Here is a 24428-nt window from a genome sequence, read left to right as displayed (position 1 = left end):
CCTATTTCCCCCTCATTCCTACGCTTCTATCACACATTCCCGGATCGCATTAATGCTTCAATTTCTTCAATTGTACCAAGCGATGGAATGGCACCTTTCCGAGTCGTCGCTAAAGCACCCGCTGCATTCGCGAATCTCAAGGCGCTGCTTAGTTCATCTTCGCTCCAGGCCTGTAAAGGTTTTCCCAACATTAACACTTGGTATAGAAAAGCTCCGAGAAAGCCATCCCCAGCACCCGTGGTATCAACGGTATGAACCGAATAGCTGTCCACCTTCCCCCACCAATCGTTCATTCGATAAAATGAGCCTATAGATCCAGCGGTTACTAATAGCAATTGAATGGAATACCGCTCCATTAACTGTTTCGACGCAATCTCTATGTCCCCTTGTCCTGTGAGGAAGATGACCTCTTCTTCGGATACTTTCACCAGATCAACCAATCTCAAGCCCGCATGAATAGCCTCCCTAGCATGCTGCTCATCTTCCCACAAAGAAGGACGCCAGTTGGGATCATAAGAAATAAGCGCGCCCTTCTCCTTGGCTTTCTGCACAGATTTAATCGTAGCTGTGTAGGAGGGATCCGCTGTCATCGAAATCGATCCAAAGTGAAAAACCCGCGTTCCCTCAAGCATGGCCAGATTCACTTCTTCCTCTCTCAACAGTTGATCTGCACCGGGCTTTCGTGAGAAATGAAAGGATCTCTCGCCTTGCGAATCCAAATGTATGAAGGCCATTGTCGTATGAGCCTCGTCAGACGCGACAAGCCCGCTATCTGACACACCTTGCTGCAGCAAGGCTTGCCGTAAATACCTACCAAAGGGGTCATTGCCTACCTTCCCAATGAACCCGGTCTTCATGCCAAGCTTAGCCATAGCGGCCACAACGTTCACGGGAGCTCCTCCCGGATTGCGCTCAAACACAGGCTGTCCGGCTTCAGATAATCCTTGAGGTGTAAAATCAATTAAGTACTCCCCTAGAGCAACTGCATCATAGTTCATCTTAAGCTTCCTTTCTCCGCAATATGCAAACTCCTTAGATCAACCCTTAATACCTGACATTGTGATACCCTGAATATAGTAGCGCTGCAAGAACAAGAACAGCAGCAGAATCGGCACTGTCGATAGCGTGTTTGCCGCTAATACTTTGGACCAATCCGTCCCTTCGTTAGAGGAAAATGTGGAAATACCCACTTGAATCATTTGCATCTTTTGATCATTGATCACAATAAGCGGCCAGAGATAGGAATCCCAGTTGCCTAGGAACGTCATCAGACCGAGTGTAATTAATGCGGGAACTGCCGCCGGAAGCACGATGGATACGAATGTACGCGGTAAACTAGCTCCATCTATACGTGCCGCTTCCATCATTTCGTTCGGAACCTCTGCGAAAAATTGCCTCAGCATAAAGATGCCGAACACGGACAACATCGAAGGTACGATCAGCGCTTTATAAGAATTAAGCCAGCCTAGATCATGCATGAGCAAGTAGTTTGGCACGAGCGTAACTTCACCCGGTATAATCATCGCCGACATAAACAATGCGAAAACGACCGTTTTGAAGCGAAACCTGAGTTTAGCAAACGCAAAAGCCGCCATCGAGTTAATGATAAGCACTAGCGCCGTCACGATCGAAGCCACGAACAAAGTATTCCAGATATAACGAAGAAACGGATTGCGTGCATTGAAAATAACATTATGAAAATTACGTCCCGTCCATTCCACAGGGATCAGCAGATGAATATTCAGAGACGTATATTTAAAAAGCTCCTGGTACGGACGAAATGAGCCAGCGACCATCCATAGGATCGGAGCGACAGAAATCAAAGCGATCACAATCATGATGATCATTCTTACGATGCTGGTTACCCTCTTCATGGCAATTCCTCCTAATATAGGGATCTTTGAGTGGAGCTCAAAGTCTCTCCTCTTTGGGATCTTTGAGCGTGCTCAAAGTCTCTCCGCTTTAATCAGCGTCTTTGTTAAATAACTTCATTTGGATAAGTGAAATGGCTAGCACGATCGCAAAGAGCACAAAAGCCGCCGCTGTCGCATACCCCATTCTCATTTGCGTGAAAGCCTGCTTGTAAATATAGAAAACAACAGTTTCCGTCGAGCTGTTCGGCCCCCCATTTGTCAATACGAAGACGAGCCCTGACAGCTTAATCGCATCTATCGTGGTCATAATGACAACAAAGGCCATGGTCCGATTCAATAGCGGAAGCGTAATTTTGAAAAACTGCTGAATCCTAGAAGCGCCATCCACTCTAGCAGCTTCGTACAGGTCTGGAGAAATATTGTTCAAACCTGCCAGAAAGATGATCATGAAAAATCCGGCGCCTTTCCAGATCCCGAGCACAATAATGCCATTCATCGCCGTGTCCGGATCAGATAGAAAGCTTGTAACCGGCAGGTGCAGAGCCTTGAGAACACTGTTCAAAAGCCCAAACTCTTTATTGTAAATCAGCTTAAAAACCGTTGCAGCCACCGCTGTCGAAATAATAACCGGGATAAAATAGAGCGTTCGGAACAAACCTGCCGCCGCTGTTTTCTTTTGGATCAATAACGCTAACCCCAGAGCGATGCTCGTTTGAATCGGAATCACAATGATAGCAAAATAAAACGAATGCTTCAGACTGTTAAAGAAAGCGCGGTCCTTCATCAAATGAACATAATTATCCATTCCGACAAATACATCGCCTGCACCAACCAATGAGTAGTTTTTGAAGCTGATGATGAAGGCTTGCAGCATTGGGTAGAACACGAAGACAAGCAATAAGGCTATCGCCGGGAAAATAAACCAGAATGCGGTTGCTTGCTCATGCTTTCGGAAACTTCGCGATTTTATTTTGGTTTCTACCGCTGTTTGTATCGCTGTATCCATGGTCTATCTCTCCATTCCACTTATTTATTTTCCGTCGTAGACAAAAACCTTGAAGCTCGAAACCACGCTGCCATCTGGGCTGATCGCCTTGATCTCCGCCTGTCCAGCCTGAACACCCTTCACCATAGCTCCACCATCAACCGCTGAAACTGTAGCTATCGCCTCGCTGCTAGACTGCCATTTCAATAGCTGCGGAGCGCTTAATGGAATGACCGAAGCTTCGACCTGCTGACTGCTATTCACTGGCACATCGAGCGTGCTCTTACTTAACACAATCCGCTGCGGCTTGGCAGCATTCACATCCTCATTCCGCCATACCGTCTGCATCGGATAAAAATGAGCATTGTCCAACGTGACGCTGCCTTCCAAAGCGGTTAACTCAAGTCGGTTACTCGTCGGATCCGGGAATATCAGACTGGAGACGACAGCCTCGCCATCGTTCGCAAATACCTCAAGACTAGATTCATCTACGAAAAATCGGAGCTTGAGCTTGCCGTCCTTCAGCTTCAGCGGCGCTGAAACTTTCTCAGCGAAGCCCTTCTCGAACGAGGTGATGCCGGAGCGTGTTCGATCTACCGTCAGCTCCTCCGTCTTGGTATCGTAACTGACGCTCGTTTCTTGGTCGCTTCCTTTTCTAAGCTTGAACGCTAATTTCGCATTCGGCTGAACAGATAGTTCTGTAACCAACTCATAAGATGTTCCTTTGATGGCGTCGAACGGATTATATCCTGCAGATAACGCCTGCTTGGAGACAATAACTTCCTTACCTCGCAAAGTCTGAAGTTCCTTAATCGGCTCCTGAATCAGCCGCAAGCCTTGATCAGGGATATTCCTCAGCCTAAGCTCGCGGGGAATGGACATGTTCCCCTTCCAGCTGCCCGTCGGCATCGCGAACGGATAACGCCAATTCGACATCCACCCTAGCCAGATGCGGCGTCCATCTTTGACTGGAATATCCGAATAGGACACAGCGGCATAGAAATCTTTACCGTAATCCGTCCATAGCACATCCGATGGCTTATTATCATTCTTGAACGTTCGCCCGTCGAACGTACCGATGAAGTATTGCGCAGTGGAACCCTTCGTCGTATCGTTGCTGCCGATACTTACCGCTAGTACCCACTTTTTTGCTTTGGAGCCCTCGACAGGCAGCTCGAACAAGTCCGGGCATTCCCATACGGCCGCGTGCGAACCTTGATCGCTTCCGAACTCGCTCGTCATTTTCCATGATTTCAGGTCAGGCGATGAATAGAAACGAACACGGTTATCCACAGACACTACCATCACCCAAGAACGGGTAGGCGCATGCCAGATGACCTTCGGATCTCGAAAATCCTTCAAGCCCGGATTCGGAATCACCGGATTTCCTTCATATTTGGTCCATGTCCGACCTTTATCCGCGCTGTAGGCAATGCTTTGCGACTGAACACCGCCTTTGAAATGGGTAAAAATCGCGACCAAGCCTGCTTTGCCGCCAAAAAATCCACTCGTATCCTTGCTATCTACCACAGCGCTCCCTGACCAAATCTCTCCCAAGGAATCCCGAGCTAGAGCTACAGGAAGATGCTCCCAGTGGGTCAGATCCTTACTTACCGCATGTCCCCATTGGCCGCTGTTTTGATAAAATTGGTGATACTCACCTTCGAAATAGACCATCCCGTTCGGATCACTCATATTGCCGGATTCTGGTGATAAGTGATACTGAGGACGGAACTTTTCTGTATAATAATTCGGATCACTCGCATACGTAAAAGCTGAGCTATCTGCTGCATCCGACGATCTGCCATCCCATTTAACCAGAACCGCCACCCCCAATCCTAGAAGTACGACTGCGGCAGCACCAACTGCCCATAATCCTAATTTCTTCCGCATACTTCCTCCTTGTGCATGTCACCATCATTTTCTGTATGATAATTGTACCGAGTCTGCACGAAGAAAGATTTCAAAATCATCGGGTATTGCCTTTCAATTTTATTTGCAGTAGTTAAACACTTCCAAGTAGCTAGCTTTCCCACCCAATCAACGACAAATAAGAGCCCCTAAAGACTCTTATCCCGCTCCTATAGCCACTTTCCGCGCAAATAGAAGCTCCCAGAGACTCTTATTTCTCCAAGTAGCTATCTTTGCCCTCATGGTCGAATTGACCTTTTGGAACAGCCCCATTTCAAATCTGCATCTTTTAGCTGCTACACTTTCTTACTTAGCAGCTCTTCCCGATACTCCTTCGGCCCTTTGCCATAATACTTTTTAAAAGCTGTGCTAAAGTAACTTGAACTGGAGTAGCCAACCAGCGTAGCGATATCCGTTAGCTTCAGCTCATTTTCTTCCAGCAGCACCGTGGCCTTACTTAGACGTAATTTCGTGACATAATCACTAAAAGTAACGCCAACGCTCGTCTTAAACAATCCGGACAAGTAGGTCTCATTTAGATGAAACATGTCCGCAAGTGAAGCCAGCGTGAGCTCATAGGAGAAATTCTCATCTACATAGTTGCGAATCGCTTCGATCATCTGCTGGCCGCTGGAGAACCTCGTTTTCCTCACTTCGTTCATCACCAATTGCGCCATTTCATGAAGCTGCTCCAGCACTTGCTCCCTAGAGGAATAGTCTCTCACTGTCATCTGACAGTTCCATAGATAGCTTTGCAGCGAGGCATCACCAAGTTCGAACTTCTTGGCTATCGCATTAAACAGCAAAATAATCCGCAGCGTCAAAAAGGTAAATACAAACATCGGCGTGTCCCGATCAGCGGAGAAAATGGTATGCAGCTGCTTAGTGAATGCAGGCATATCCAGACTTTCAATGGTTTGCATCAGCTTGCGCTCTACTTCCGGCGAAAAAGCATGAGTCATTGCGAGCATATTTCGGTTCGGCTCAGCCTTGTCTGATTGGATCGTGCTTTGGCTCCAGGCCAGCATGCTCGATGCATAACCATCCTTCAACTGCCTCAATCCGTTGATGGACTCACCTATGCCGACTACACTCTCCACTCTCAGGTAGCTTTTGATATTCCGCTTGAGCTTGCGCACGAAGTCCTCCATGAAACGACCATGCTGCGCAGGATCTTGAATAAGGATCAGGAAATGCATCATGGCAGGATGACTAATAGGATAAAAGGGATACACCTGCTCCCAATTTTCGGCAGACTCCCGGCAAATCATCTGGAATGCCAGGTAGAGTAAGTCTTTCCGCTCACTCCAATCGTCCAAGCGGCCTTGCGGAATTCTCATCTCCACCGTCACAAACTGCGCATGCACATCATCTATGGTCAAAGAAGACAGCTGTAATTGCTGCATCCGTTCTTTCACGGTTGATACACTAAACCATTCATCCTTCACCAGCTGCCAAATTAATTGCTCCTGCATGAGTTGAAGCTGTTGATGATTCTTCATTTCCTCTTGGTCTTGTTCGCGTATTCGATTGCGGTCATCTTCCAATTCTTCGGACAGTTTGGCAAGGAGTGCCGTTAATTCGCTGCGCACCACAGGCTTTAGCAAATAATCTTTCACACCCAGCTGGATGGCTGCCTTCATATATTCAAAATCCGAATAGCCCGAAAGCACGATGATACGAAGATGAGGGAACTTCTCCTTACTAGCTTTGATGAACGCTATACCATCCATTTGCGGCATTCGGACATCCGTAATCACAACATCGGGCAGCGGCTGCTCACTAAGAAGCTGCATGGCCTCCAGCCCATTAGCTGCTTCTAATTCAATTTCGAATCCGGCGGATTTCCAATCGATTTTGGCTTTAATACTGTTTCGTACGCCGACTTCGTCATCAATCAGCATGATTCTGTACATCTATGTTGTCAGCTCCTTAGCAGAGGAAGGTACAAGGTCATTTCCGTCCCCTCGCCCAACCTGGAATGTAAGCCTAAGTGAAATTGCTCCCCATAATTCAACCGACATCGTGATAAAACATTGCGAAGTCCTATGCTTTGCCCCTCGCTGCTGAGAATGGCAACGGAATCACCCGTCTTAATCTCTGTCAGTAAATCTTGAACCAACTCGGGGGACATACCGATACCATTATCTTTGACACAGATCAACAATCTATCGTCCAGCACCTGTGTACGCAGCATAACCTGTGCGACGCCGTCCTTCTCCAGACTATACTTCACTGCATTTTCCACCAGAGGCTGAATAATGAACTTGGCAATCATGAAATCCTTTGCAGCCGGATCTTCCTCTATCACGACTTGTAACCGAGCTTCATGTCTCAAATGGAGAATGAACAGATAATCACGAATATAGCTCATTTCCTCGGCTACTCGGACCAAATCACTGTTCAGGTTCAGCGAATACCTCATCATTTTACCTAAAGCCTCGGTGGCGTCCATCACTAGGTCTTCCCGCTTCATGGCCGCCAGACCGCTAATGATTTCAAGCGTATTATTATAGAAATGCGGGTTAATTTGCAGCAGCAGCGCCTTATATTCAGCATTCTTTCGACGGAGATTCGTTTCGAACTCGGTTTCGATCAAATATCTCAGTCTGTGCGTCATTTGCTCGAAAACACCCGTCACATAGCCTACTTCACTATGTCCTTCCCTGACTTTCGGCATCACATGCAGAGCCTGATTAAATTCGCCGCGCTGCACATGCTTCATCGCTTTGCCCATCACACTAAGCGGTTTGGTAATACCTGCGGACAACCAGAAGGCCGTCAGCATAGCGAGAATAAGCAAAAATGCGGTAACCAAAAGCATCGTTTGCCTGATATGGGTGATCTTCTCATACAATTCACCTTCGGGAACGGTGCCTACAATCGTCCAATTTTGAGCAGGCAATTTTCGGAAAAAGAGCAGATTCGTACTCCCTTTATCCTCAATTGGGAAAATCCCGCTACTCTCCTCCACGAATCGTTTATCGATTTGCTCAAGACCACTCCTTAGAATGTCCCGTTCCTCTGAAATATCTTGATCCAGCACACTATTGCCTTCTCTCGTTAGCAAAATCACTTTCCCCGTCTTCCCGACCCGAATCTTCTCAATTGCATTTCGAAGCAAAGTTGTGGGGTAATTGACTTTAATGAACCCGACATTCTTTAACGACTGCAGCTGCACCAGTGGAAAAAGAAAGCTGTTAATCGATCTTGCTCTCATGAATTCGTCTGATTGATCGATATCTTTATGCGCTGTCGTCCAGCGCTTACCCTCAGTCATAAATGCCGTAAACCACTCGCTATTTTTATAGCTTCTATCTTGCGTCCACAATCCACCGGCATCCTCAGCAAAAGCGCTAATCGATATGCCATTAGAGTTGTTAACGGCATACGAAGAAAAATACTCCCGCAATCTCTGCTTTGTAAGAACTCGCTCCTGAATCGTATTATCGGGATTCAAATGAACCGTAAGCCATTCCTGCGTCGTTCGGCTGCTCACAACCTGATTGCCCGTATCTTCAACCTGAGTAAGCAGAGTCACGACATGCGAAGCAAATTGTTCGATGGTTTGAGCGGTTGAAGATTCAATCGACGCTTTAATCGTTTTCGACGCTTCCTCACTAAGGATATAAGCGAGTGCGGCAAAAGGGAGGATTAGCAATATAGAGAAAACAGCCATCAGACGGCTCCTCAATGAAAAAAACATGAAATCCCCCGTTTCTTATCCAGTCATCACACCATCTATTTATCATACACGTCAACCTTCTAGGGAAACAACGACAAAGAGACGATCATCGAAATGATTCGTCTCTATGAACTTCAATAACCTACTTTTTCTGCTGCGCCTGCACATCCGCATAAGCCTTATCGATCGTCGTGATCGCTTCAGCAATGGATGCGTCAATATTCCGTTTGCCGATGGTGACATCTTCAAACATTTTATTCACAGCATCGGACATTTGCGGGAAGATCGGCGTAATCGGACGCGGTCTGCCGTACTTCTGATTTTGAATGACGAAGATGTTCTTCGGATACTCATTCAATTCAGGGAAATCCTTCGCTGCCGAATAACGGGACGGGATATCCTTAGTCATGCCGGCATACGTCTTTTGTCCATCATGCCCAGTTACCCAATTGACAAACTTCCACGCTTCATCGGGGTGTTTGCTTTTGGCTGAAATGCCAAGCGCCCAGCTGCCATTCGCTACGGCTTGTGCAGTTCCTTTTGGCAGAGGAGCAATGTCATAGTCTTCCCCAAGCTTGAAATTCGGGAATTTCTCTTTCAAATTTGCCAGTGACCAGGAGCCATCAATCGTAATTCCCAGTTTGCCGTTCGGGAATGGATCCGGTGGATACTCCAGAGCAGATACTTTATCTTTGTTATACAAGTCCGAGAAGAATTGAATGGCTTTCTTCGTTTGCGGTGAATCCAAAAAGCCTTTCGACGTTTTACCGTCAGGACTCATAATTTCTCCGCCAAGCTGCCAGATGATCGGATACTTGAAGTAGGCCGTGCCTCCCGCATTGCCGAAGCCTTGTGCAGGATCTATACCGAAGATGCCACTCGCTGGATCATTGATTTTCTTTGCGGCATCGAGCACCTGATCCCAAGTCCACGGCTCATCCGGATTTTTGGAAGGAAGCGGAATGCCCTTCGCTTGAAACATCTTTTTGTTGTAGAACATGGCAATCGAAGATTCCGTTAATGGCGCCATGTAAATTTCATTTTGATACGTGTAAGTCGCAAGTGTTGATTTAGGAACATCATCGATATTCCCGTCCGTTTTGAAGTATGTCGTCAACGGCTTCAGAGCCCCGGCATTTGCATACGAACCGACCGTAGGAGCATCTAACGCCATAATATCCGGCGGGCTGCCCGAAGCAATGGATACTCGTAATTTCGTGTCATAATCGGAGTACGGAATCGGTGTCATTTCAACAGAAATGTTCGGATACTTTTGCACGAAGGAAGCTACAAGCTTGTCATAGGCTGCATTCTCCGTATCATTCCCCGAGTTTCTCCAGAACGTCAGTTTGACTTTCTCTTCTTTTTTAACAGCATTATCCGTTTGGCTGGGCGCTGAAGACGACTTATTTCCACCGTCACTTTGCGTTGAACATCCCGCCAATAAACCACCGACTACGATAGCGCTTACTACTGTTTGACTTAGTTTTTTCAAAATGTAAATGCCCCTTTCATATATCTTTGTTGTTGTTCTTGTCATCATCATATCAAAGGGGACGGGATATTAAATTCAATATTCTCTGCTTAGAACTTATAAAATTATCATGATCTATGACTAATAAAGTCTCTTTGAATAGCTTTCTTCTAATCTTTCAGTAATTACCTCAGCGGTTACTCCCTCAAGGTTTGCATGAGATGATAGTATCTTTGCAGCTGACGGTAATTCATCTTTATTCAACCAAGATTCAGGCTCCCACAATCTTGATCGTCTAAATGCTTTTGCGCAGTGAAGAAAACACTCCTCAATGGCAACCACAATACCTAGTAAGGGTATTTTTCCATTCACAGCCATCGTATTTAACAATTCACTATCTTTAGTTACAAATGCACGCCCATTTATTCGCAGTGTTTCTCCAAGCCCTGGAATTAGAAAAATTAGACCTATTTCTGGATTGGAAATTATATTGGTTAAGGTGTCCATTCTTTTATTTCCTGGTCGTTCAGGGATTACAATGTGCTTATCATCAACTACCCGGATAAAACCAGCCGAATCACCTCTGGGAGATACGTCACATCGGCCTGTAGAATCAGAGGTTGAAATAACTATGAAAGGTGATTTGGCTATAAAGTCCCTGCAATGTTCATCGATATGAGAAATGACCTTGTGTTGAACAAGTTCGCTTGGGTAGCCAATAAGCGATCTAAGCTCTTCGACTGTAGTAATGAGCTCTTTATTATCAACTTTGATCTCCATGATTTAGCTCCATTCCTTATCCATCTATTCTAATCTCCTATGTTCATTACATTCTATCTAAAAGAATACCAAATTTGATAAAAGCTCCTTAGCGAATAATTATTTCGGTATGATTGGAACCCATAGTTCATGCCTTGGTTTGTGCTTTGGTCCGTAATAACACTCGATACATGGTAAATTAGCCAGTTCATAACCTGAAGTTGGAACCCATTCTGAATATAAACGTTTCCATGCCTCCGTAATATTCGGAAAAACTGCCCATGTACTTGGAGGAATTATAAGAGTTTCCATATCACTTGGAGATTCCCCTTCATAACGAACCCCCATAAAGTAATCAAATGTATCTTCCGTTATAGTCGCTTCTTTTCCACAAACCCCCAGGAGGCTTTCAAGTGTACATTTTGGATTTTCCCATGACATATCCATTAGCTTTTGCATAGATCCATCTTTTTTTGCACTGTTCCAAAGCGTAGGGATCGTTTTAAATGCTTTGCTTGTTTTAACAGACTGACTTTTCCCTATAATTCTTAATTCGAAATCAAGATTCTCAATTCTGTACTCCATTTCAGTGTCCCCTTTAATTGAAATTTGAAAGGATATCCTTGGAAAAGCTTTTAATTGCACCCCTAAATTGCGGCTTTTTCGTCCGACATTTCATGCACAAAGACGTCGGATATCTTTATTTCCCAACTGGTTTAATTCTAATAATCTTAGGAAATATCCTTCTTGTACTATCCTGATAGTTACTTTAATAAAACAAAAGAGGAGCTGCCGCGATGCAAACTCCTCCACTATAGTTGTCACATTCACATCTATGCCATCTCTTCCGCCCCACGCTCGCCACTTAAGTCATTTTCCTGAACCCATGCCCACATAGCCGCAAAAATAGGCTGCAGATTCCACCCTCGCTCAGTTAGCTCATATTCGATGTGCAGGGGCACACCGGGGTACTGCGTGCGCGTTATAATCCCCTTCTCCTCCAACACCCGCAGTCGATCCGTTAACGTCTTCGGGCTAATCGGGTGTAGCTTCCGCCGCAGCTCACCAAATCGCTTGGTGCCGACAAACAACTCTAACAGAAGAGGAAGGGTCCACTTACCATCCAAGATTTCCAGCAAAGGATCAATGGCTTCAATACAAGAGCGATCCAACATTGACGTTTCCTCCATAGTTCATTTTTTGAAACTATTGCACTTTATTGTAACTACTTTTCAAATATACCACAGTGTTGTAGTCTTAATGAAGAGCCGAAACACAAAATTCTTCTTCATATCGATAGCAACCCCTGAGTGGTGCGCGCAACCGGGGTGCTTAATCGATATTAACAGGGCTTTGAAACACATCAATAATCTGAATATTTAGACAACTATCCCATGCGATTTAAACGCTGCTTGAAACAATTAGCAGATTGGAGGCATACATGCAAAGACCGTTTGATGTAGATGCATCGGAGTATCCGTTCAAGGACCACTGGATGCCTTATCGCGATGGCATGATTCATTACGTTGACGAAGGGCAGGGGCCTGTCATTCTTCTCCTACACGGAAACCCCACCTGGTCGTATCTTTACCGGAACGTCATCAAAGAATTGAGCGGCGAATGCCGTCTGATTGCATTGGATTACCCGGGACTCGGAATGTCACGAGCTCCTTCCGATTATGGCTATTCGCCGAAGGAGCATTCTGAGGTAGTCACCGAATTCATCCGACGACTGGATCTTAAGGACTTCGTACTAGTAGTCCAAGATTGGGGAGGCCCGATCGGATTCAATTACGCCGTAAGACACCGTGAGAACCTGCGCGGAGTTGTCGTGATGAATACCTGGGCATGGCCGGCCACGCTCCCTGCGATGAAGCTATTCTCGTTTGCCATGGGCGGATGGCCCTTTGGATATTGGCTGCAGACAAGACGAAACTTCTTCGCCAAGAAGATTGTCCCGCATGGGATTTATCATTCCGAGAAAATCACGGATATCTTGAGAAAGGCCTACACCGATCCATTCCCAACCCCAAAATCCCGGAAACCAACATGGGTATTCCCAAGGCAGATCCGAAAAGCGCGTCCGTGGCTCGCGGAAATCGAGGCGAAACTGCCGGTTCTAGCCAATTTACCAACACAGATTCTGTGGGGGATGAAGGATAGCGCGGGTTTTCCACCCGAAGAGATGGCTAAATGGCAAGGTTATTTGAAATTGAACGAAACCGAAACGTTAGACGATGCCTCCCATTACGTGCAGGAAGATCGGCCGGACCGGGTGGTCGCATCCATCCGCAGAGTCCTAGAACGAACATCGCAGCAATCAAGAAAGCTAGGCTGAACTTAATCATTATTTATTTTCATCGACTATTAGGAGGCTATCCAATGAAAACAATTCTATGGGCAACACTAACAGGCAATGGCAACTATGCGCAATCGAGTCCGAATAATCCCCCAAAAAAGGAAGCACTCGGCGATTTTGCGGCACATGTTCAAGCAGCTGGTAATTTCATTGTCGGAAGACGCACGTTTGAAGGGATGCAAGCGAGCGGAGGCGGGGGTGCATTTGCCGGCATGGAAATCGTCGTCGTATCGGCAAGCGTGAAAGAAATTCCCGGTGTGACGGTTGTCGGCTCGCCGCTCGAAGCCTTGAGCTACCTGCAGGATAAAGGTTATCAAACCGCCCTCATCTCGGGGGGCGCGGACCTTCACAATGCTTTTCTGGGTCAAGGGCTTGTTGACGAACTGATATTCAATGTTGCACCGGTACTGGAAGGGAAGGGACTCAATCTATTGATTGACACGGAGAAGTACCAATACAAGGAAGTGGAATTGTTGAACTTCAAATCACTCGGAAGCGGCGTCGTTCAATTGCACTATGCTATTGGTAATTAAAACGGCAGCCAGGTAGATCGTACCATATGTATGAGTAGGGCAATTGAGCAATGATCAAATCTTAACAGTTCAACGAGGCCGTCGATCGTTTCCGCGGCAGCCTCGTTGTGTATTTGCTGCTGAAGAGGATAAGGAGAAGACCATCTCTGCAATCTCTTCAGGTTTAGCAATAAAGATATTTGACGTGAAGCGAAATCCACAATTATCTTTTACGATAAAGTGGGTAAGCCACCGTTGTTGGAACCTTGATGAGAATCAGCCGCATTGCCTCTTCATCCGTGTTCGTAATTGTTACCTCTGTCGCTGACTCAGCTGCTGCAAGGATGAAATCTTTGTGATGAAACTGTACAGGTTGTTTCGATGTTCCCGTCTCCCCCCAAGTTCCCTGCCCGCGAATTGCTAAAGCCGTTAATGTATAGTCGGCATCAATCTTATGTTGATAATGAGCACCGCTATTTACTTCAACATCCCACATTTCAATATCAGCAACCAACTCTATAGGAGCATCTGCACCAATGACCGTTTTCACTTTATATCCTGCTTCATGGCTTACTTGTGGAAATTCTTCATGCTCATACTGGCGATAGGTTGGCTTTCTCCGCATTGCTTCCGTCAATTCAGGCTCGAACCAAATTTGAAAAAGCTCCGCATTGGCACTTAGCTTTTCTTGATGACTAACACCAGAGCCTGTTTGCATGACCTGCGCCCCGCCTGCTCCCACTGTGCTGTTCGTACCCAAGGTATCCCCGTGAAAAGCACTGCCTTCAACCACATAAGTCATAATCTCAAAGCCTTGATGAGGATGCAGGCCGATCATGGCCTCGCTGCTTGAAGTGGCCCATGCCCAATAAAATAAGGGACCCACTCGCTTGATAACTGATCCTTCGCCTGAAAAGCCAATCGGCTTTTGTTCTTTGATTTTCCCACCGTCAAATTCACCAATTCCCTGCATGGCAGGTGTGTATACTCGTGCTTGCATATGGAACAACCTCCTAAATGTTAATTTTCATCTCAGCCAACCAGCCTACCCATGCCTACCCTTCCAGCACTCCTTTCCCCAATTTCTTGATCAGTTCAATTGCCACTTGCTGCTCCTCTTGCGTAACAGCCTTCATTAAAGAATGGATTTTAGCGGCATGCTCGGGAAAGATTCGATTAAACAATTCATTCCCAGCGTCCGTAATTTCAGCATAGATCACCCTGCGATCTTCATTGGAAGGCACCCGTCTCAAAAGATCCTTCTTCTCCAATTTGTCGATATTGTAAGTGATGCTTCCGCTTGTAATTAATATTTTCTCTCCAATTTGCTGCAAAGGAATCTTCCCCTTCGCATACAGCACTTCAAGAATCATAAATTCTGAAGATGACAACCCGTATTGTTTCGCATCCTTTACAGCTTGCTCCGTGATCGCTTTGTAAGCCTTGGAAAGAACAACAAACAACTTAAGGGAAGTCTCATGAGCATCATCTAGTTGAATGGGCATTCCTATCACCCCGTGTATATATCTCGGATTCAAATATCTTTAATTTAAGATAAATATATACCTTGAACCAGTTATTGTCAACATGTATATGAAAAATAGTTTAGGTATTCGCTTCTGCTCTTGTGGCTTCCTACTAAATAAACACGAAGGAACAGGAACTGTTCTTATTTCGTCGAACACCTAATAAAGAATATCCTCTATAGGGAGCAGATATGATGACCGATAAGAAGCACCTGATGATCATAAAAAAATATAAAAATCAGATTATTGCGAAGTGGATTCGCGAGTTCATTCATTGTTATCCTGAATATGACAGAAAAGTTCTGAAAAAAGATGCGGAAGGCTTCTATACATATATGTCAGACCTTCACATTCCCGCGGCAGAGCATTCTCGTTTCCTAGCAATCCCTGAGTCCCAAAAAGTGTTTTTGAAGAGAAATGTTTCTATTAGCCATGTTGTACATAGCAGTCAACTGTGGATTGACGCCATTTTATGGTTCATTCAAGAAAACCCTAGAGGGAAGACGATTTCCATGAGTCTGACTAGGAAAATTATTGCTCGGGTCAGCTTATATGAAAGATATTTTCTCCATCAATACAACACCATTACGAAAGAACTGCTGTCGGGTCAAGAACAGACGATCACGGAGCTGCATGAAGCCCGCCTGACGATTATCGGAAAGATGGCGGCAAGCATGGCGCATGAAATCAGAAATCCATTGACAGCCATACTTGGGTTTTTAAAAATCTTGCGCAAGCAACTATCGATTCAAAATTACCAAAAAATCAGCTCGTATCTGGATACGATTGAAAGTGAACTTCTAAGCATTCAGATGCAGATCGCAGGATTCCTCAGTTTTTCAAAAAAGGATGCCATTGAGGAAAGTTTTGAAGAAGTGTCTTCTACATCGATTATCGACAATGTCCTAGCAATGCTTGCGCCTAGATTAGTAAACGATAATATTGAGTTAATTTTTCAGCAAGGGGATGATATTAAGCTCAAGGTTCAAAAAATAGCCATTCAACAGGTTCTTTCAAATATTCTGAACAATAGCTTGGACGCGTTGTCAGAAAAGGAAGGCGAGAAAGGTTTAAAGATCGCTTCCATGCTGGAAGATGATGAATTCTTAATTATAATTTCCAATAATGGCCCTGAAATCCCTACAGAGATAAAGGACTCACTGTTTATTCCATTTGTGACCAACAAAAAGGATGGTACTGGTCTTGGGCTCGCCATATGTAAGCAAATTATGACCAAAAATAAGGGAGACGTCACGTTTGATTCCAGTCCGAATGAAACGTCATTTCGCTTAAGTTTCAAACAAAGGTGAGATGGACTTTTGCTAAATTAGATTTAATTGACCATTCGTCAAAAAAAGAATGGAATCGACATCACAATTGGTTCGATCAACCCATGTTTTTTATGTATTCTGTCACTTACAATTTATTAGAATGGAAATTTTTCACAAATTGAAGGAGGACTACTATGAAGCGTAAGTGGACAACCCTGGCCGTATCCAGCATTTTGGCTGTCTCAACTGTAATGGGTGGCGGCATATCTGCAATGGCAGCATCGAAGAGCAGCACAGGTGGAACAACAGCTTCAGCCAAAACATATGCAATCGCTTTCTCGAAGCAGCTTCCAACCGATTATGAAGCAATGATTCAAGCGGCAGGCGGGCAAGTTGTTCGGGCTATTCCTGAGATTGGAGGATTGGAGGTGCGTTCGTCCAGCACTGAATTTATGACCAAGCTGCAGTCAGTCAAGGATATTGCTGCAGCTAACGTTCAGATGGTACATAAGCTAAGCGATGGTACAGTAGATCCCTCAGCAGCTGACGGTCAGCCCGTTACAGATATTCCCCAGCCGGAAGCAACGAGCAGCTACTGGGATTATCAATGGGACATTAAGAAAGTGACGAATAACGGAGCTTCGTTTGCCATTGAAACCGGCGGCTCAGGCAGCACGCATAAGGCCATTGTAGGCGTTATCGACAGCGGTATTGATGCCAATCATCCCGACTTAAAAGCTAACTTCCTCGGTGGCATGAACTTTGTACCTGCAGGAACAGATACCAGTGAAACTGGTGATCCTAACGATCTACTGGACCGCGAAGGACACGGAACACATGTGGCAGGTTCCATTGCTGGGAACGGCAAAGTCAGAGGTGTCGGCCCGAATCTTGGCATCCGCTCCTACCGTGTATTTCCCGGTGGACAAGGTGCGCCTACGGCCTGGATTGTGGCTGCTATCGTTCAGGCAGCGAATGATAAGGTTGACGTCATTAACATGTCGATCGGCGGCTTTGACTCCCAAAAGTATTATATTGATGGAACCAAATATTCGGATATTGCTGACATTTTGCTTTGGAAACGTGCTATTCAATATGCTGTGAACCATAATGTAACGGTGGTAACAGCAGCTGGAAATGAAGGTCTCAACCTACGCGATAACAAAGCGATGACTGATTATCTAAACGCTACATACGGTTCCCCTAGCTTTGTATTTAAAGGGAAAACAACAGAAACACCAGGCCAAATCAATGGTGTCATCAATGTTTCTTCCTCGAACAAGTGGTCGACGAACAGTATCGCATTTTACTCCAATTATGGAAAAAATCAAATTGATGTAGCCGCACCAGGCGGCGACAATGGGCCTGTATATGCGGCAACTCTGGATTTGAACCAACGGGATTTCCACTATCGCGCGCTTAGCACATGGCCTACCTATTTGCCTTCGTACTTCACTTCTAACCTGCATAGCTACGCGCTGCTCCACGGTACATCCATGGCAGCTCCGAAAGTGGCTGGTATTGCAGGCGTCATTAAAGCGGCTCATCCGGAGTTGAACCCTGCTCAAGTTGCCGCGTTAATCGAAAAAACGGCGATCGATTACGGCCCAACCGGCAATGATGCTTTATACGGCGCAGGTGAAGCGAATGTGTACAATGCTCTAGTCAAATAAATTCATGATCAAACAAGCCCAGTGCCAATAACGGCACTGGGCTTGTTTGATCTACCTCTCGGTAGGTCGAATTCACCTCCGCCAATCATTTCTTTGAATTAGATAACCACTACACATCCTCTCTCTGATAACTGATTATTACATTGATCTTATCGACAATATCAGAACGTAAGAATGCTTTTCCTTCTTCGTTCCCGGTTAATTCAAGCAAGATTGGTTCGTCTTCGTTACGTGAGATCACAGTAAATGCCTTCCCAGATACTTTTGTATTGTACTCGCTTCTCTTTTGTAAAAACAGTATGGCAACAAGCAACCGGTATTTCTTTACCCATGTTTTTGTCCACTTACACTATTACAAGAATTACAGCTGCATCCGGATATATTACAAGCTGATCCGCTTGCCTTCCGTCGCCTATAGACAATGACTCCTACAATCACAAAAATTAGAGTCAACACCGCAATAACTACCGGATTAAAAAAGAAAGATGAGATGCCTAGGACTGCTGCACCTCCGAGCAACGGTATCGCGCAGCATAAGGCACATGCTCCAATAAGTCCAAGACCAGCGAGCAAATCCTTTTTCTTCATTTACTTCATCCTCCCATGCGAGCTATAATTATATCATAAAACTTAAAGTTAACTTTAAGTCAAGGGGTGAAATTTATGGCGGAGTTAAGTATTGGTCAGCTGGCGGTAATGGCAGATGTGAACGCATCAACACTTCGTTATTATGAATCCATCGGTTTGTTACCTTCTCCGAACCGGAAAAACGGTCAACGCCGTTATGATGAAAGACTACTTGACCGGATCAATTTTATTAAAGTTGCACAGCAGACCGGATTTAGCATTCAGGAAATAGTAGTTTTATTAGAGGGCTTTGAAACGGATAATTCACTTTCCCAACGATGGGAGCAGATGGCGCAACAGAAACGCTTCGAGTTAGAGGAAAAAAAGAGACAGATTAATTCAATGATCCAAATTTTAGACAACGGCTTAAGCTGCAAATGCATTACCTGGTCAGAATGCATTGAGAAGATTCAAACCAAAGGAATGTGTTAGGAAGGGGAATTTCTTTGTGCTGTTAGCTATATTCATTTTTGTGCTTGCTGGACTCGCTGAAATTGGCGGTGGTTACATGGTTTGGCTGTGGCTACGAGAATCGAAGCCCCTTTGGTATGGTATTGTCGGAAGCATCATCCTAATTTTGTATGGTATCATTCCAACCTTGCAAAGTTTCCCATCGTTTGGACGAGTCTATGCGGCTTATGGCGGCGTATTTGTTATTCTGGCTGTTTTATGGGGATGGCTAGTCGATAAAAAAACACCTGATATGTACGATTGGCTAGGAGCTGCTATTTGCATTGTAGGCGTGTCTGTCATGTTATGGGCACCAAGAAGTTAGTGCTCTAATGGTACATATCCACCACACAAACCTGCTCGTTAGATGAACGAAATGCTGCCGTTCATGCCGGCAGCCTTGTTCTTATTTAATGTTCAACTATCGTTTCCCGTCCCTCACAATGCAGCTTAGGCAGTCATCTTTCATTTTAAAATAAAATAGGTCCCCTAATGTCCATAACAACGGCCGCCAGCTGCGAACTTACGGCCTAGCGGCTCGCCGTCTTTCTGGCTCCAGTCCTGGTCCAAACGGCGTCGATGCAGAGAAGCCACACAAAAATCGTTCAAGTACACGATAACCTGATTATGAAACATTTTTCGGTCTGCTAGCCAATCCTCTACTCTAATTGCAGACTCTTTTATCTGGGTATGTTTTAATTTCTGATGGATGAATTGCTCTCTTGCAGCGTCTCCATCATGGTATAAAAATATTTAGAGTCGCCAGTATTGAAGTAGTTATACCACGCTTCTAACGTTTCATTTTTAAATAGATCCAGCAGCGCAATAACCTCACGCGCTAATAGAAGTCCCCCGGCAGCACCGGTTGTGATAAGATTGCCATCTGCAACGATCTTCTCGTCTTTATAATAGGCAGCGCCTTTGTATGTGGGGCAGAACAGAGTCAAATACTCCAGACTGTTGCTCGTGTGTTGACGATCATCCAATAAACCGGAATCGGCAAGTGCGGTGGTCGCTCCGCATATGGCTGCAACATTGCCGCCTACGTCCAGCAGTTGTTTTGCTTTTTCAACAACTGGTGCATGTTCGGGATCCTTCCAATTGTCTGCCCCCGGCAAGAGCAATATCGCGGATGTTTCATGCGTGATCTCATCTACCGTCAGATCCGGTAGGATCGTCATGCCGCCCTTTGTCGTGATCGGACGTTTGGAAGCCCCCACCATTTTGACAGGAATACGGCTCCCTTGATTTTTGAAATATTGACCCGAGTTGAGCTCTGCAATTACAAAGCCAAGCTCCCAATCCGCCATCGTATCTAGCACATAAGCATAAGCGTATTTCATGTACTCCTCCTTGATTATCTATGATTTCGTCACTTGAACGGATGTCGAATCTAAAGTCAGTCCGATAATCCCGCAATATCGCCCGGCAGTCGACTTGACCGTCGAAAATGATGGTTGGCATAAATACTCCCAGGGACAATTTTGCGTGTATACTCCGCTCTCCTTTCCTATAGCTAATTGTAAACGTCTAATGTTGACAACAGTATGTCAGTGATCCTAGGTCTGTCAGAATCTTTTTCCAGTTTATAACTTTACTTTCTTTAGGTAACTATTCTGCCCATTCAATAAACAAAAAGGAGCTACATCGAAGCAAGCTCCTTAACTATCGTTTTCCGTCCCTCGGTTTTAAGGGTTTATCTCACGTATGCTCACTCACTCGCAGGATTTCATCACCTTATAAATCAGTATTTTTCAGAAAGTAAGTTGATTAAAACCGTTGATTCATATTTTGGGCGTGCGGGAATAGAGGAACATATGGAACATTTCCCCAGATCCTACTCTACTGCACGCATGCTCCACAAAATCCTTGGAGGTTCACCCTCCCACGGCTCAACGGGTCTATGCCCTTACATTCCTTCGTTATACCTGACCAAGGTGTGGAGGCCGATAGCGTTTAGCGGATGGGTCTGTGCCCTTTTGGAAAACGAACTCGGTACTCCGTGCTTTCTTTTTGAAAACTCCTGCGAATGAGTCAATTTACGTTATATTTAAGAAGTTTTAGGCAGCTAGAGCGTAATTGGGAATTACTTTTCCAGGTAAAAATGACTCACCTCTTTGAACAATGCCAACGAGGATTCGTGCCAATTTTCCAAGTAGCTTAAAAAGAGACTGTTGTTTCTTCATTTGCTTGATCTGAACATTATTCTCATGCATCTGTCGAAAGACTGGATTCGTTCCTACGAGCGTGATCGTTGCCAGATACATATACTTGCGCAACGTTGCATCTCCCCGTTTCGAAAGCTTGATTTGTCCCTTGTGTTTTCCTGACATCCTTTCAGCTAAGTTTAGACCTGCTTTACGCAATAACTGACGTCCATGCGCATACTGTCTAAGGTCACCAGCACATGATAGTATGGCAGCTATGAAGATTGGACCCAGGCCTTTAATCGATCGAAGTTGAATGGCCATTGGAATCTCACTAAGCAGTGCTAGAATGTCCTTTTCAATCTTTTCTAGTATTTCAACAATACGTTCAAACTCCTCTAGTAACCGCCGTAAATCTTGCTTGGCTTCATGAAGAGCTGTCTTCTCTCCTACACTCTGCTTGGCTTGCGAAATTAGCAACGCAGCTTTCTGAGTCCCCGTAGAACCACCCGCTCGTTTCATATGCTTTCTCCAACTTGTAATCACCTCAGATACCGTCAGAGACTGTAGATCTAGCGGGGAGGGTAAATCTTTAAGCGTAGCTAAGGAACGTTTGGAGGTCCAGTCTTTAAACACCGAGGTATACTCGGGGAACCGAATATCTAACCAACGGATGATCCGGTTCTGCATTCTTACACTATTCGTCACCCAAAATTCCCGGTCACTCATAATGGTACGTAACCGTTGAAAGACAGTAGACTGTCGCGTGTATTCATAGTAATAGCCTCGGCAAACGACATCTGCAATGACAAGTGCATCTTTAGGATCACTCTTGGAAGGACAATTATCTCGGTTTTCCTTGTTTCGTTTGGTGGTAGCAGGATTCACCATGACAACGTTTATCCCCTTGTCGGAAAGCCAATTAGCCAGGTTAAACCAGTAATGTCCGGTCGGCTCCATACCGATGATTAGGGTCTTCAACTGGTGCTTCTGTTGTAATTCAGCCATCCAACGTTGTAATCTTTCGAATCCTTCTAAGTCGTTTGTAAATGGTAAATGCCGCTTAGCAAGAACGATACCTCGAAAATTAGTAGCCTGTGCGACATGAATTTCCTTCGCCATGTCGATACCTACTACAAGATGAGAGGTGGAAATTCGTTCAATACGTTGATTTTGTCCATCGTTTTGTTTAAACTTCATAGTAAGAGCGCCTCCTTGATGGTATTGGGTTTCGAACCCGTGCACAAACCCATCATACCGAGGCGCTCCTTTTTTGACAAAGTCCAAATCTTAGTCATTACAGGAATGTTTAGCGCAACAACCAAGCATACATAAAGAGCTCTCCAGCCCCGTGCCAAAGAGATAAAAAATGAAGACATCTGCTCGAATTTGCAAAGGGCAGATGTCTCTTTGATTTTTAGAGGTTCCGCTAGGATGAGAAGCGTTAGTTCTTCAGTAGTTCACCGTTTTGTTAAAATTATAGCCCTATCGAGTCATGCTAAAAAAAGAATACAGACTAAGGTCCAGTGGCCGCTCCAACTTTAGGCGAGCCCCTCTACCGAACCACAGACAGATGTTATATTCATCTTGTCGTGGTAAATTTTATGGGCAAATAATCTAACTGTAAGGAGCGAAGCAAGTGAAAACTGTATTACGCATCATTATCTATCTCATCGTTTTTGTCGCCGTGGTAGGGGGGACAGGCGCGGTCGGGTTCGTCAATACGATGAATGCCGGAATGTCGGTTTACGATAAAGCCCCTCCTGCATTGACGGATGTGCAGATACCGAAATATGACGTGAACAAACCGACAGTGGCTGTGCTGCTGGCGAGCGAAGCGACGGAAGTGTTCGATTTTCTCGTCCCGTACGAGATGTTTGCGATGACTGAAGCTTACAATGTATACGGTGTTGCCCCCGATCGCGAAATTAAATCACTAACCGGCGGACTCGATATCGTCCCGCATTATTCGTTTGACCAAATGGATGTGATGCTCGGCAAAAGCCCGGACATTATCGTCATTCCGTTTATGCCGATTTTGGATGAAAAAAAATATGCGCCTGTCCGTGAGTGGATTCAGAAGCACTCGGGCGCCAAGACGACATTAATCTCCATTTGCAACGGGGCTGAAAACCTGGCGGATACCGGCTTGCTGAACGGTAAATCGGCCGCGACGCACTGGGGAGACATCAACCGGCTCATTAAAAAATATCCGGAAATCCAGTGGGTGAAAGATCGACGCTATGTACCGCAAGGCAATATCGTATCTTCTGCCGGTCTGACATCGGGAATCGATGCTACGCTATACGTCATCTCCCAGCAGTTAGGCGAGGCTGCGGCGAAGAAAGTGGCAAAAGAGATGAACTATCCCTCTTACGATTACGTCACAAACCCGCAAATGAAACCGTTCGTTGCCGGGTTGAGCGATATAACGTACGTACTGAACAACGCTTATCAATGGAATAAAGTAAAGGCAGGCGTGCTGCTATATAACGGGGCCGATGAATTGAATTTGTCTGCCGCATTCGATACGTACGCCGCTTCCGGTACGACGACAACGTTGACCGTTTCCAGCGCGAACGAACCAATAGTAACGAAGCACGGCCTCAACCTAGTCGCGCGTTATCAGATAAAAAACGTGCCGAAGCTGGCGAAGATGATTGTCGTCGGTGCCGATGCCGAGTCTGCAGCCGCCGAAGACATCAACCAATGGAAGAACAGCGGCAACAGCGCTAAACTGCTGTTCCTGCACCGCGATGCGGCGGATCGGTTTTCAATGGATCCCGCATTCGAGGATTTGGCTGGGCAGGAGGATATCCAGACGGCGAAATTTGCCGCTAAGCGACTCGAATATCGCGCTACCGACCACCTGAAGCTGGAAGGCAACTCCTTCTCCTTTGAAGCGTTTAGCGTACCGGTTTTGCTCGGCGTACTTTCCTTGCTAATCGCCTTTTTCATCGATCGGCGCTTCATCCGTAAGAAAAAGGGATTGTCCTCTGATATAAGCGCATCGAGGTAGTGCTCTATACTAAAAGAAAGCAATCGAGGATTGAGTTTGAGGAGGCTCTGCTATAGGTACTGGGCATGTACCAGTCCTCGATTCTGTATTCCGTTTATTTCCAAGTTTAATAGTGTAACCTGCCAGTTAGGTGAACAAAGAGTGGAGCAGCTGCTG

General features: G+C 45.4%; 21 protein-coding genes and 1 pseudogene. 7 read left to right on the top strand and 15 right to left on the bottom strand.

Translation table 11 applies throughout. The features are described 5' to 3' along the window. Positions 1-29 precede the first annotated feature (29 nt). The 10 genes and pseudogenes from ACBP55_RS06200 to ACBP55_RS06155 all read right to left on the bottom strand — a co-directional run bounded on the left by ACBP55_RS06200 (position 30) and on the right by ACBP55_RS06155 (position 11863). On the bottom strand, positions 30-998 hold the full coding sequence (locus ACBP55_RS06200) for a carbohydrate kinase family protein (RefSeq protein WP_464650545.1): 969 nt from the start codon (positions 996-998) through the stop codon (positions 30-32). Positions 999-1037: 39 nt separating this feature from the next. Beyond that, positions 1038-1874 (bottom strand): carbohydrate ABC transporter permease, encoded by an 837-nt coding sequence (locus tag ACBP55_RS06195; protein ID WP_464650544.1) that lies wholly within the window; start codon positions 1872-1874, stop codon positions 1038-1040. An 88-nt stretch (positions 1875-1962) separates the two neighbouring features. Continuing rightward, positions 1963-2880, bottom strand: coding sequence for a carbohydrate ABC transporter permease (locus ACBP55_RS06190; protein WP_063891977.1), 918 nt, complete (start codon positions 2878-2880; stop codon positions 1963-1965). Between the two features lie 24 nt (positions 2881-2904). Beyond that, positions 2905-4752 carry a GH32 C-terminal domain-containing protein gene (locus ACBP55_RS06185; protein WP_464650543.1) on the bottom strand — a complete coding sequence of 616 codons (1848 nt, stop codon included), beginning with the start codon at positions 4750-4752 and terminating at the stop codon, positions 2905-2907. Between the two features lie 314 nt (positions 4753-5066). Then, positions 5067-6686: a response regulator transcription factor gene (locus tag ACBP55_RS06180; RefSeq protein ID WP_464650542.1), complete on the bottom strand. Its 1620-nt coding sequence runs from the start codon at positions 6684-6686 to the stop codon at positions 5067-5069. Positions 6687-6694: 8 nt separating this feature from the next. Beyond that, positions 6695-8449 (bottom strand): sensor histidine kinase, encoded by a 1755-nt coding sequence (locus ACBP55_RS06175; protein ID WP_464650541.1) that lies wholly within the window; start codon positions 8447-8449, stop codon positions 6695-6697. Positions 8450-8597: 148 nt separating this feature from the next. Continuing rightward, positions 8598-9950: an ABC transporter substrate-binding protein gene (locus ACBP55_RS06170; RefSeq protein WP_464650540.1), complete on the bottom strand. Its 1353-nt coding sequence runs from the start codon at positions 9948-9950 to the stop codon at positions 8598-8600. Between the two features lie 120 nt (positions 9951-10070). Beyond that, complete coding sequence (locus ACBP55_RS06165; protein WP_464650539.1) at positions 10071-10709, bottom strand: pyridoxamine 5'-phosphate oxidase family protein; 639 nt, start codon at positions 10707-10709, stop codon at positions 10071-10073. A 99-nt stretch (positions 10710-10808) separates the two neighbouring features. Then, a pseudogene (locus tag ACBP55_RS06160) lies at positions 10809-11348 on the bottom strand (GyrI-like domain-containing protein); the annotation flags it as partial. Between the two features lie 173 nt (positions 11349-11521). Continuing rightward, the gene (locus tag ACBP55_RS06155; protein WP_051253113.1) at positions 11522-11863 is read right to left on the bottom strand and encodes a winged helix-turn-helix transcriptional regulator; all 342 of its coding nucleotides are present in this window, start codon (positions 11861-11863) and stop codon (positions 11522-11524) included. A 266-nt stretch (positions 11864-12129) separates the two neighbouring features. On the opposite strand from ACBP55_RS06155, the gene ACBP55_RS06150 reads away from it, so the two are divergent. Then, complete coding sequence (locus tag ACBP55_RS06150; RefSeq protein WP_464650538.1) at positions 12130-13026, top strand: alpha/beta fold hydrolase; 897 nt, start codon at positions 12130-12132, stop codon at positions 13024-13026. Positions 13027-13070: 44 nt separating this feature from the next. Continuing rightward, positions 13071-13580 carry a dihydrofolate reductase family protein gene (locus ACBP55_RS06145; RefSeq protein ID WP_464650537.1) on the top strand — a complete coding sequence of 170 codons (510 nt, stop codon included), beginning with the start codon at positions 13071-13073 and terminating at the stop codon, positions 13578-13580. Positions 13581-13782: 202 nt separating this feature from the next. Here the strand turns inward: ACBP55_RS06145 and ACBP55_RS06140 are convergent, their stop codons facing one another. After that, entirely contained in the window at positions 13783-14559 is a 777-nt protein-coding gene (locus tag ACBP55_RS06140; RefSeq protein ID WP_464650536.1) for a pirin family protein, read from the bottom strand. A gap of 55 nt (positions 14560-14614) precedes the next feature. After that, positions 14615-15064, bottom strand: coding sequence for a MarR family winged helix-turn-helix transcriptional regulator (locus tag ACBP55_RS06135; protein ID WP_464650535.1), 450 nt, complete (start codon positions 15062-15064; stop codon positions 14615-14617). Positions 15065-15276: 212 nt separating this feature from the next. On the opposite strand from ACBP55_RS06135, the gene ACBP55_RS06130 reads away from it, so the two are divergent. The 4 genes from ACBP55_RS06130 to ACBP55_RS06115 all read left to right on the top strand — a co-directional run bounded on the left by ACBP55_RS06130 (position 15277) and on the right by ACBP55_RS06115 (position 19431). Further along, positions 15277-16395, top strand: a complete 1119-nt coding sequence (locus ACBP55_RS06130; RefSeq protein WP_464650534.1) for a sensor histidine kinase — start codon at positions 15277-15279, stop codon at positions 16393-16395. A gap of 155 nt (positions 16396-16550) precedes the next feature. Continuing rightward, the gene (locus ACBP55_RS06125; protein WP_464650533.1) at positions 16551-18029 is read left to right on the top strand and encodes a S8 family serine peptidase; all 1479 of its coding nucleotides are present in this window, start codon (positions 16551-16553) and stop codon (positions 18027-18029) included. 663 nt (positions 18030-18692) lie between these two features. Further along, complete coding sequence (locus ACBP55_RS06120) at positions 18693-19088, top strand: MerR family transcriptional regulator (protein ID WP_464650532.1); 396 nt, start codon at positions 18693-18695, stop codon at positions 19086-19088. A 16-nt stretch (positions 19089-19104) separates the two neighbouring features. Beyond that, positions 19105-19431 carry a YnfA family protein gene (locus ACBP55_RS06115; protein ID WP_464650531.1) on the top strand — a complete coding sequence of 109 codons (327 nt, stop codon included), beginning with the start codon at positions 19105-19107 and terminating at the stop codon, positions 19429-19431. Positions 19432-19595: 164 nt separating this feature from the next. On the opposite strand, the gene ACBP55_RS06110 is transcribed toward ACBP55_RS06115, so the two are convergent. The 3 genes from ACBP55_RS06110 to ACBP55_RS06100 all read right to left on the bottom strand — a co-directional run bounded on the left by ACBP55_RS06110 (position 19596) and on the right by ACBP55_RS06100 (position 22453). Continuing rightward, positions 19596-19742, bottom strand: coding sequence for a hypothetical protein (locus tag ACBP55_RS06110; RefSeq protein ID WP_464650530.1), 147 nt, complete (start codon positions 19740-19742; stop codon positions 19596-19598). A 59-nt stretch (positions 19743-19801) separates the two neighbouring features. Continuing rightward, the gene (locus ACBP55_RS06105; RefSeq protein WP_464650529.1) at positions 19802-20449 is read right to left on the bottom strand and encodes a DJ-1/PfpI family protein; all 648 of its coding nucleotides are present in this window, start codon (positions 20447-20449) and stop codon (positions 19802-19804) included. Between the two features lie 717 nt (positions 20450-21166). After that, complete coding sequence (locus ACBP55_RS06100; RefSeq protein ID WP_464644311.1) at positions 21167-22453, bottom strand: IS110 family RNA-guided transposase; 1287 nt, start codon at positions 22451-22453, stop codon at positions 21167-21169. 439 nt (positions 22454-22892) lie between these two features. Between ACBP55_RS06100 and ACBP55_RS06095 the strand changes: the two genes are divergently transcribed. Further along, positions 22893-24272 carry a DJ-1/PfpI family protein gene (locus ACBP55_RS06095; RefSeq protein WP_464650528.1) on the top strand — a complete coding sequence of 460 codons (1380 nt, stop codon included), beginning with the start codon at positions 22893-22895 and terminating at the stop codon, positions 24270-24272. The last annotated feature ends 156 nt before the right edge of the window (positions 24273-24428 follow it).

The organism is Paenibacillus sp. WG02, assembly GCF_055396115.1.
Note: the sequence above shows the minus strand (reverse complement) of the source record. Positions and strands in the feature narration are given on the sequence as shown.

What these genes read in the sequence shown, in the direction of transcription:
- ACBP55_RS06155 (WP_051253113.1), bottom strand. Translation starts at nt 11,863, where the DNA reads ATGTTGGATCGCTCTTGTATTGAAGCCATTGATCCTTTGCTGGAAATC.
- ACBP55_RS06120 (WP_464650532.1), top strand. Translation starts at nt 18,693, where the DNA reads ATGGCGGAGTTAAGTATTGGTCAGCTGGCGGTAATGGCAGATGTGAAC.
- ACBP55_RS06190 (WP_063891977.1), bottom strand. Translation starts at nt 2,880, where the DNA reads ATGGATACAGCGATACAAACAGCGGTAGAAACCAAAATAAAATCGCGA.
- ACBP55_RS06105 (WP_464650529.1), bottom strand. Translation starts at nt 20,449, where the DNA reads ATGAAATACGCTTATGCTTATGTGCTAGATACGATGGCGGATTGGGAG.
- ACBP55_RS06195 (WP_464650544.1), bottom strand. Translation starts at nt 1,874, where the DNA reads ATGAAGAGGGTAACCAGCATCGTAAGAATGATCATCATGATTGTGATC.
- ACBP55_RS06100 (WP_464644311.1), bottom strand. Translation starts at nt 22,453, where the DNA reads ATGAAGTTTAAACAAAACGATGGACAAAATCAACGTATTGAACGAATT.
- ACBP55_RS06140 (WP_464650536.1), bottom strand. Translation starts at nt 14,559, where the DNA reads ATGCAAGCACGAGTATACACACCTGCCATGCAGGGAATTGGTGAATTT.
- ACBP55_RS06130 (WP_464650534.1), top strand. Translation starts at nt 15,277, where the DNA reads ATGATGACCGATAAGAAGCACCTGATGATCATAAAAAAATATAAAAAT.
- ACBP55_RS06110 (WP_464650530.1), bottom strand. Translation starts at nt 19,742, where the DNA reads ATGTTTCATAATCAGGTTATCGTGTACTTGAACGATTTTTGTGTGGCT.
- ACBP55_RS06125 (WP_464650533.1), top strand. Translation starts at nt 16,551, where the DNA reads ATGAAGCGTAAGTGGACAACCCTGGCCGTATCCAGCATTTTGGCTGTC.
- ACBP55_RS06135 (WP_464650535.1), bottom strand. Translation starts at nt 15,064, where the DNA reads ATGCCCATTCAACTAGATGATGCTCATGAGACTTCCCTTAAGTTGTTT.
- ACBP55_RS06180 (WP_464650542.1), bottom strand. Translation starts at nt 6,686, where the DNA reads ATGTACAGAATCATGCTGATTGATGACGAAGTCGGCGTACGAAACAGT.
- ACBP55_RS06165 (WP_464650539.1), bottom strand. Translation starts at nt 10,709, where the DNA reads ATGGAGATCAAAGTTGATAATAAAGAGCTCATTACTACAGTCGAAGAG.
- ACBP55_RS06185 (WP_464650543.1), bottom strand. Translation starts at nt 4,752, where the DNA reads ATGCGGAAGAAATTAGGATTATGGGCAGTTGGTGCTGCCGCAGTCGTA.
- ACBP55_RS06145 (WP_464650537.1), top strand. Translation starts at nt 13,071, where the DNA reads ATGAAAACAATTCTATGGGCAACACTAACAGGCAATGGCAACTATGCG.
- ACBP55_RS06175 (WP_464650541.1), bottom strand. Translation starts at nt 8,449, where the DNA reads ATGGCTGTTTTCTCTATATTGCTAATCCTCCCTTTTGCCGCACTCGCT.
- ACBP55_RS06150 (WP_464650538.1), top strand. Translation starts at nt 12,130, where the DNA reads ATGCAAAGACCGTTTGATGTAGATGCATCGGAGTATCCGTTCAAGGAC.
- ACBP55_RS06200 (WP_464650545.1), bottom strand. Translation starts at nt 998, where the DNA reads ATGAACTATGATGCAGTTGCTCTAGGGGAGTACTTAATTGATTTTACA.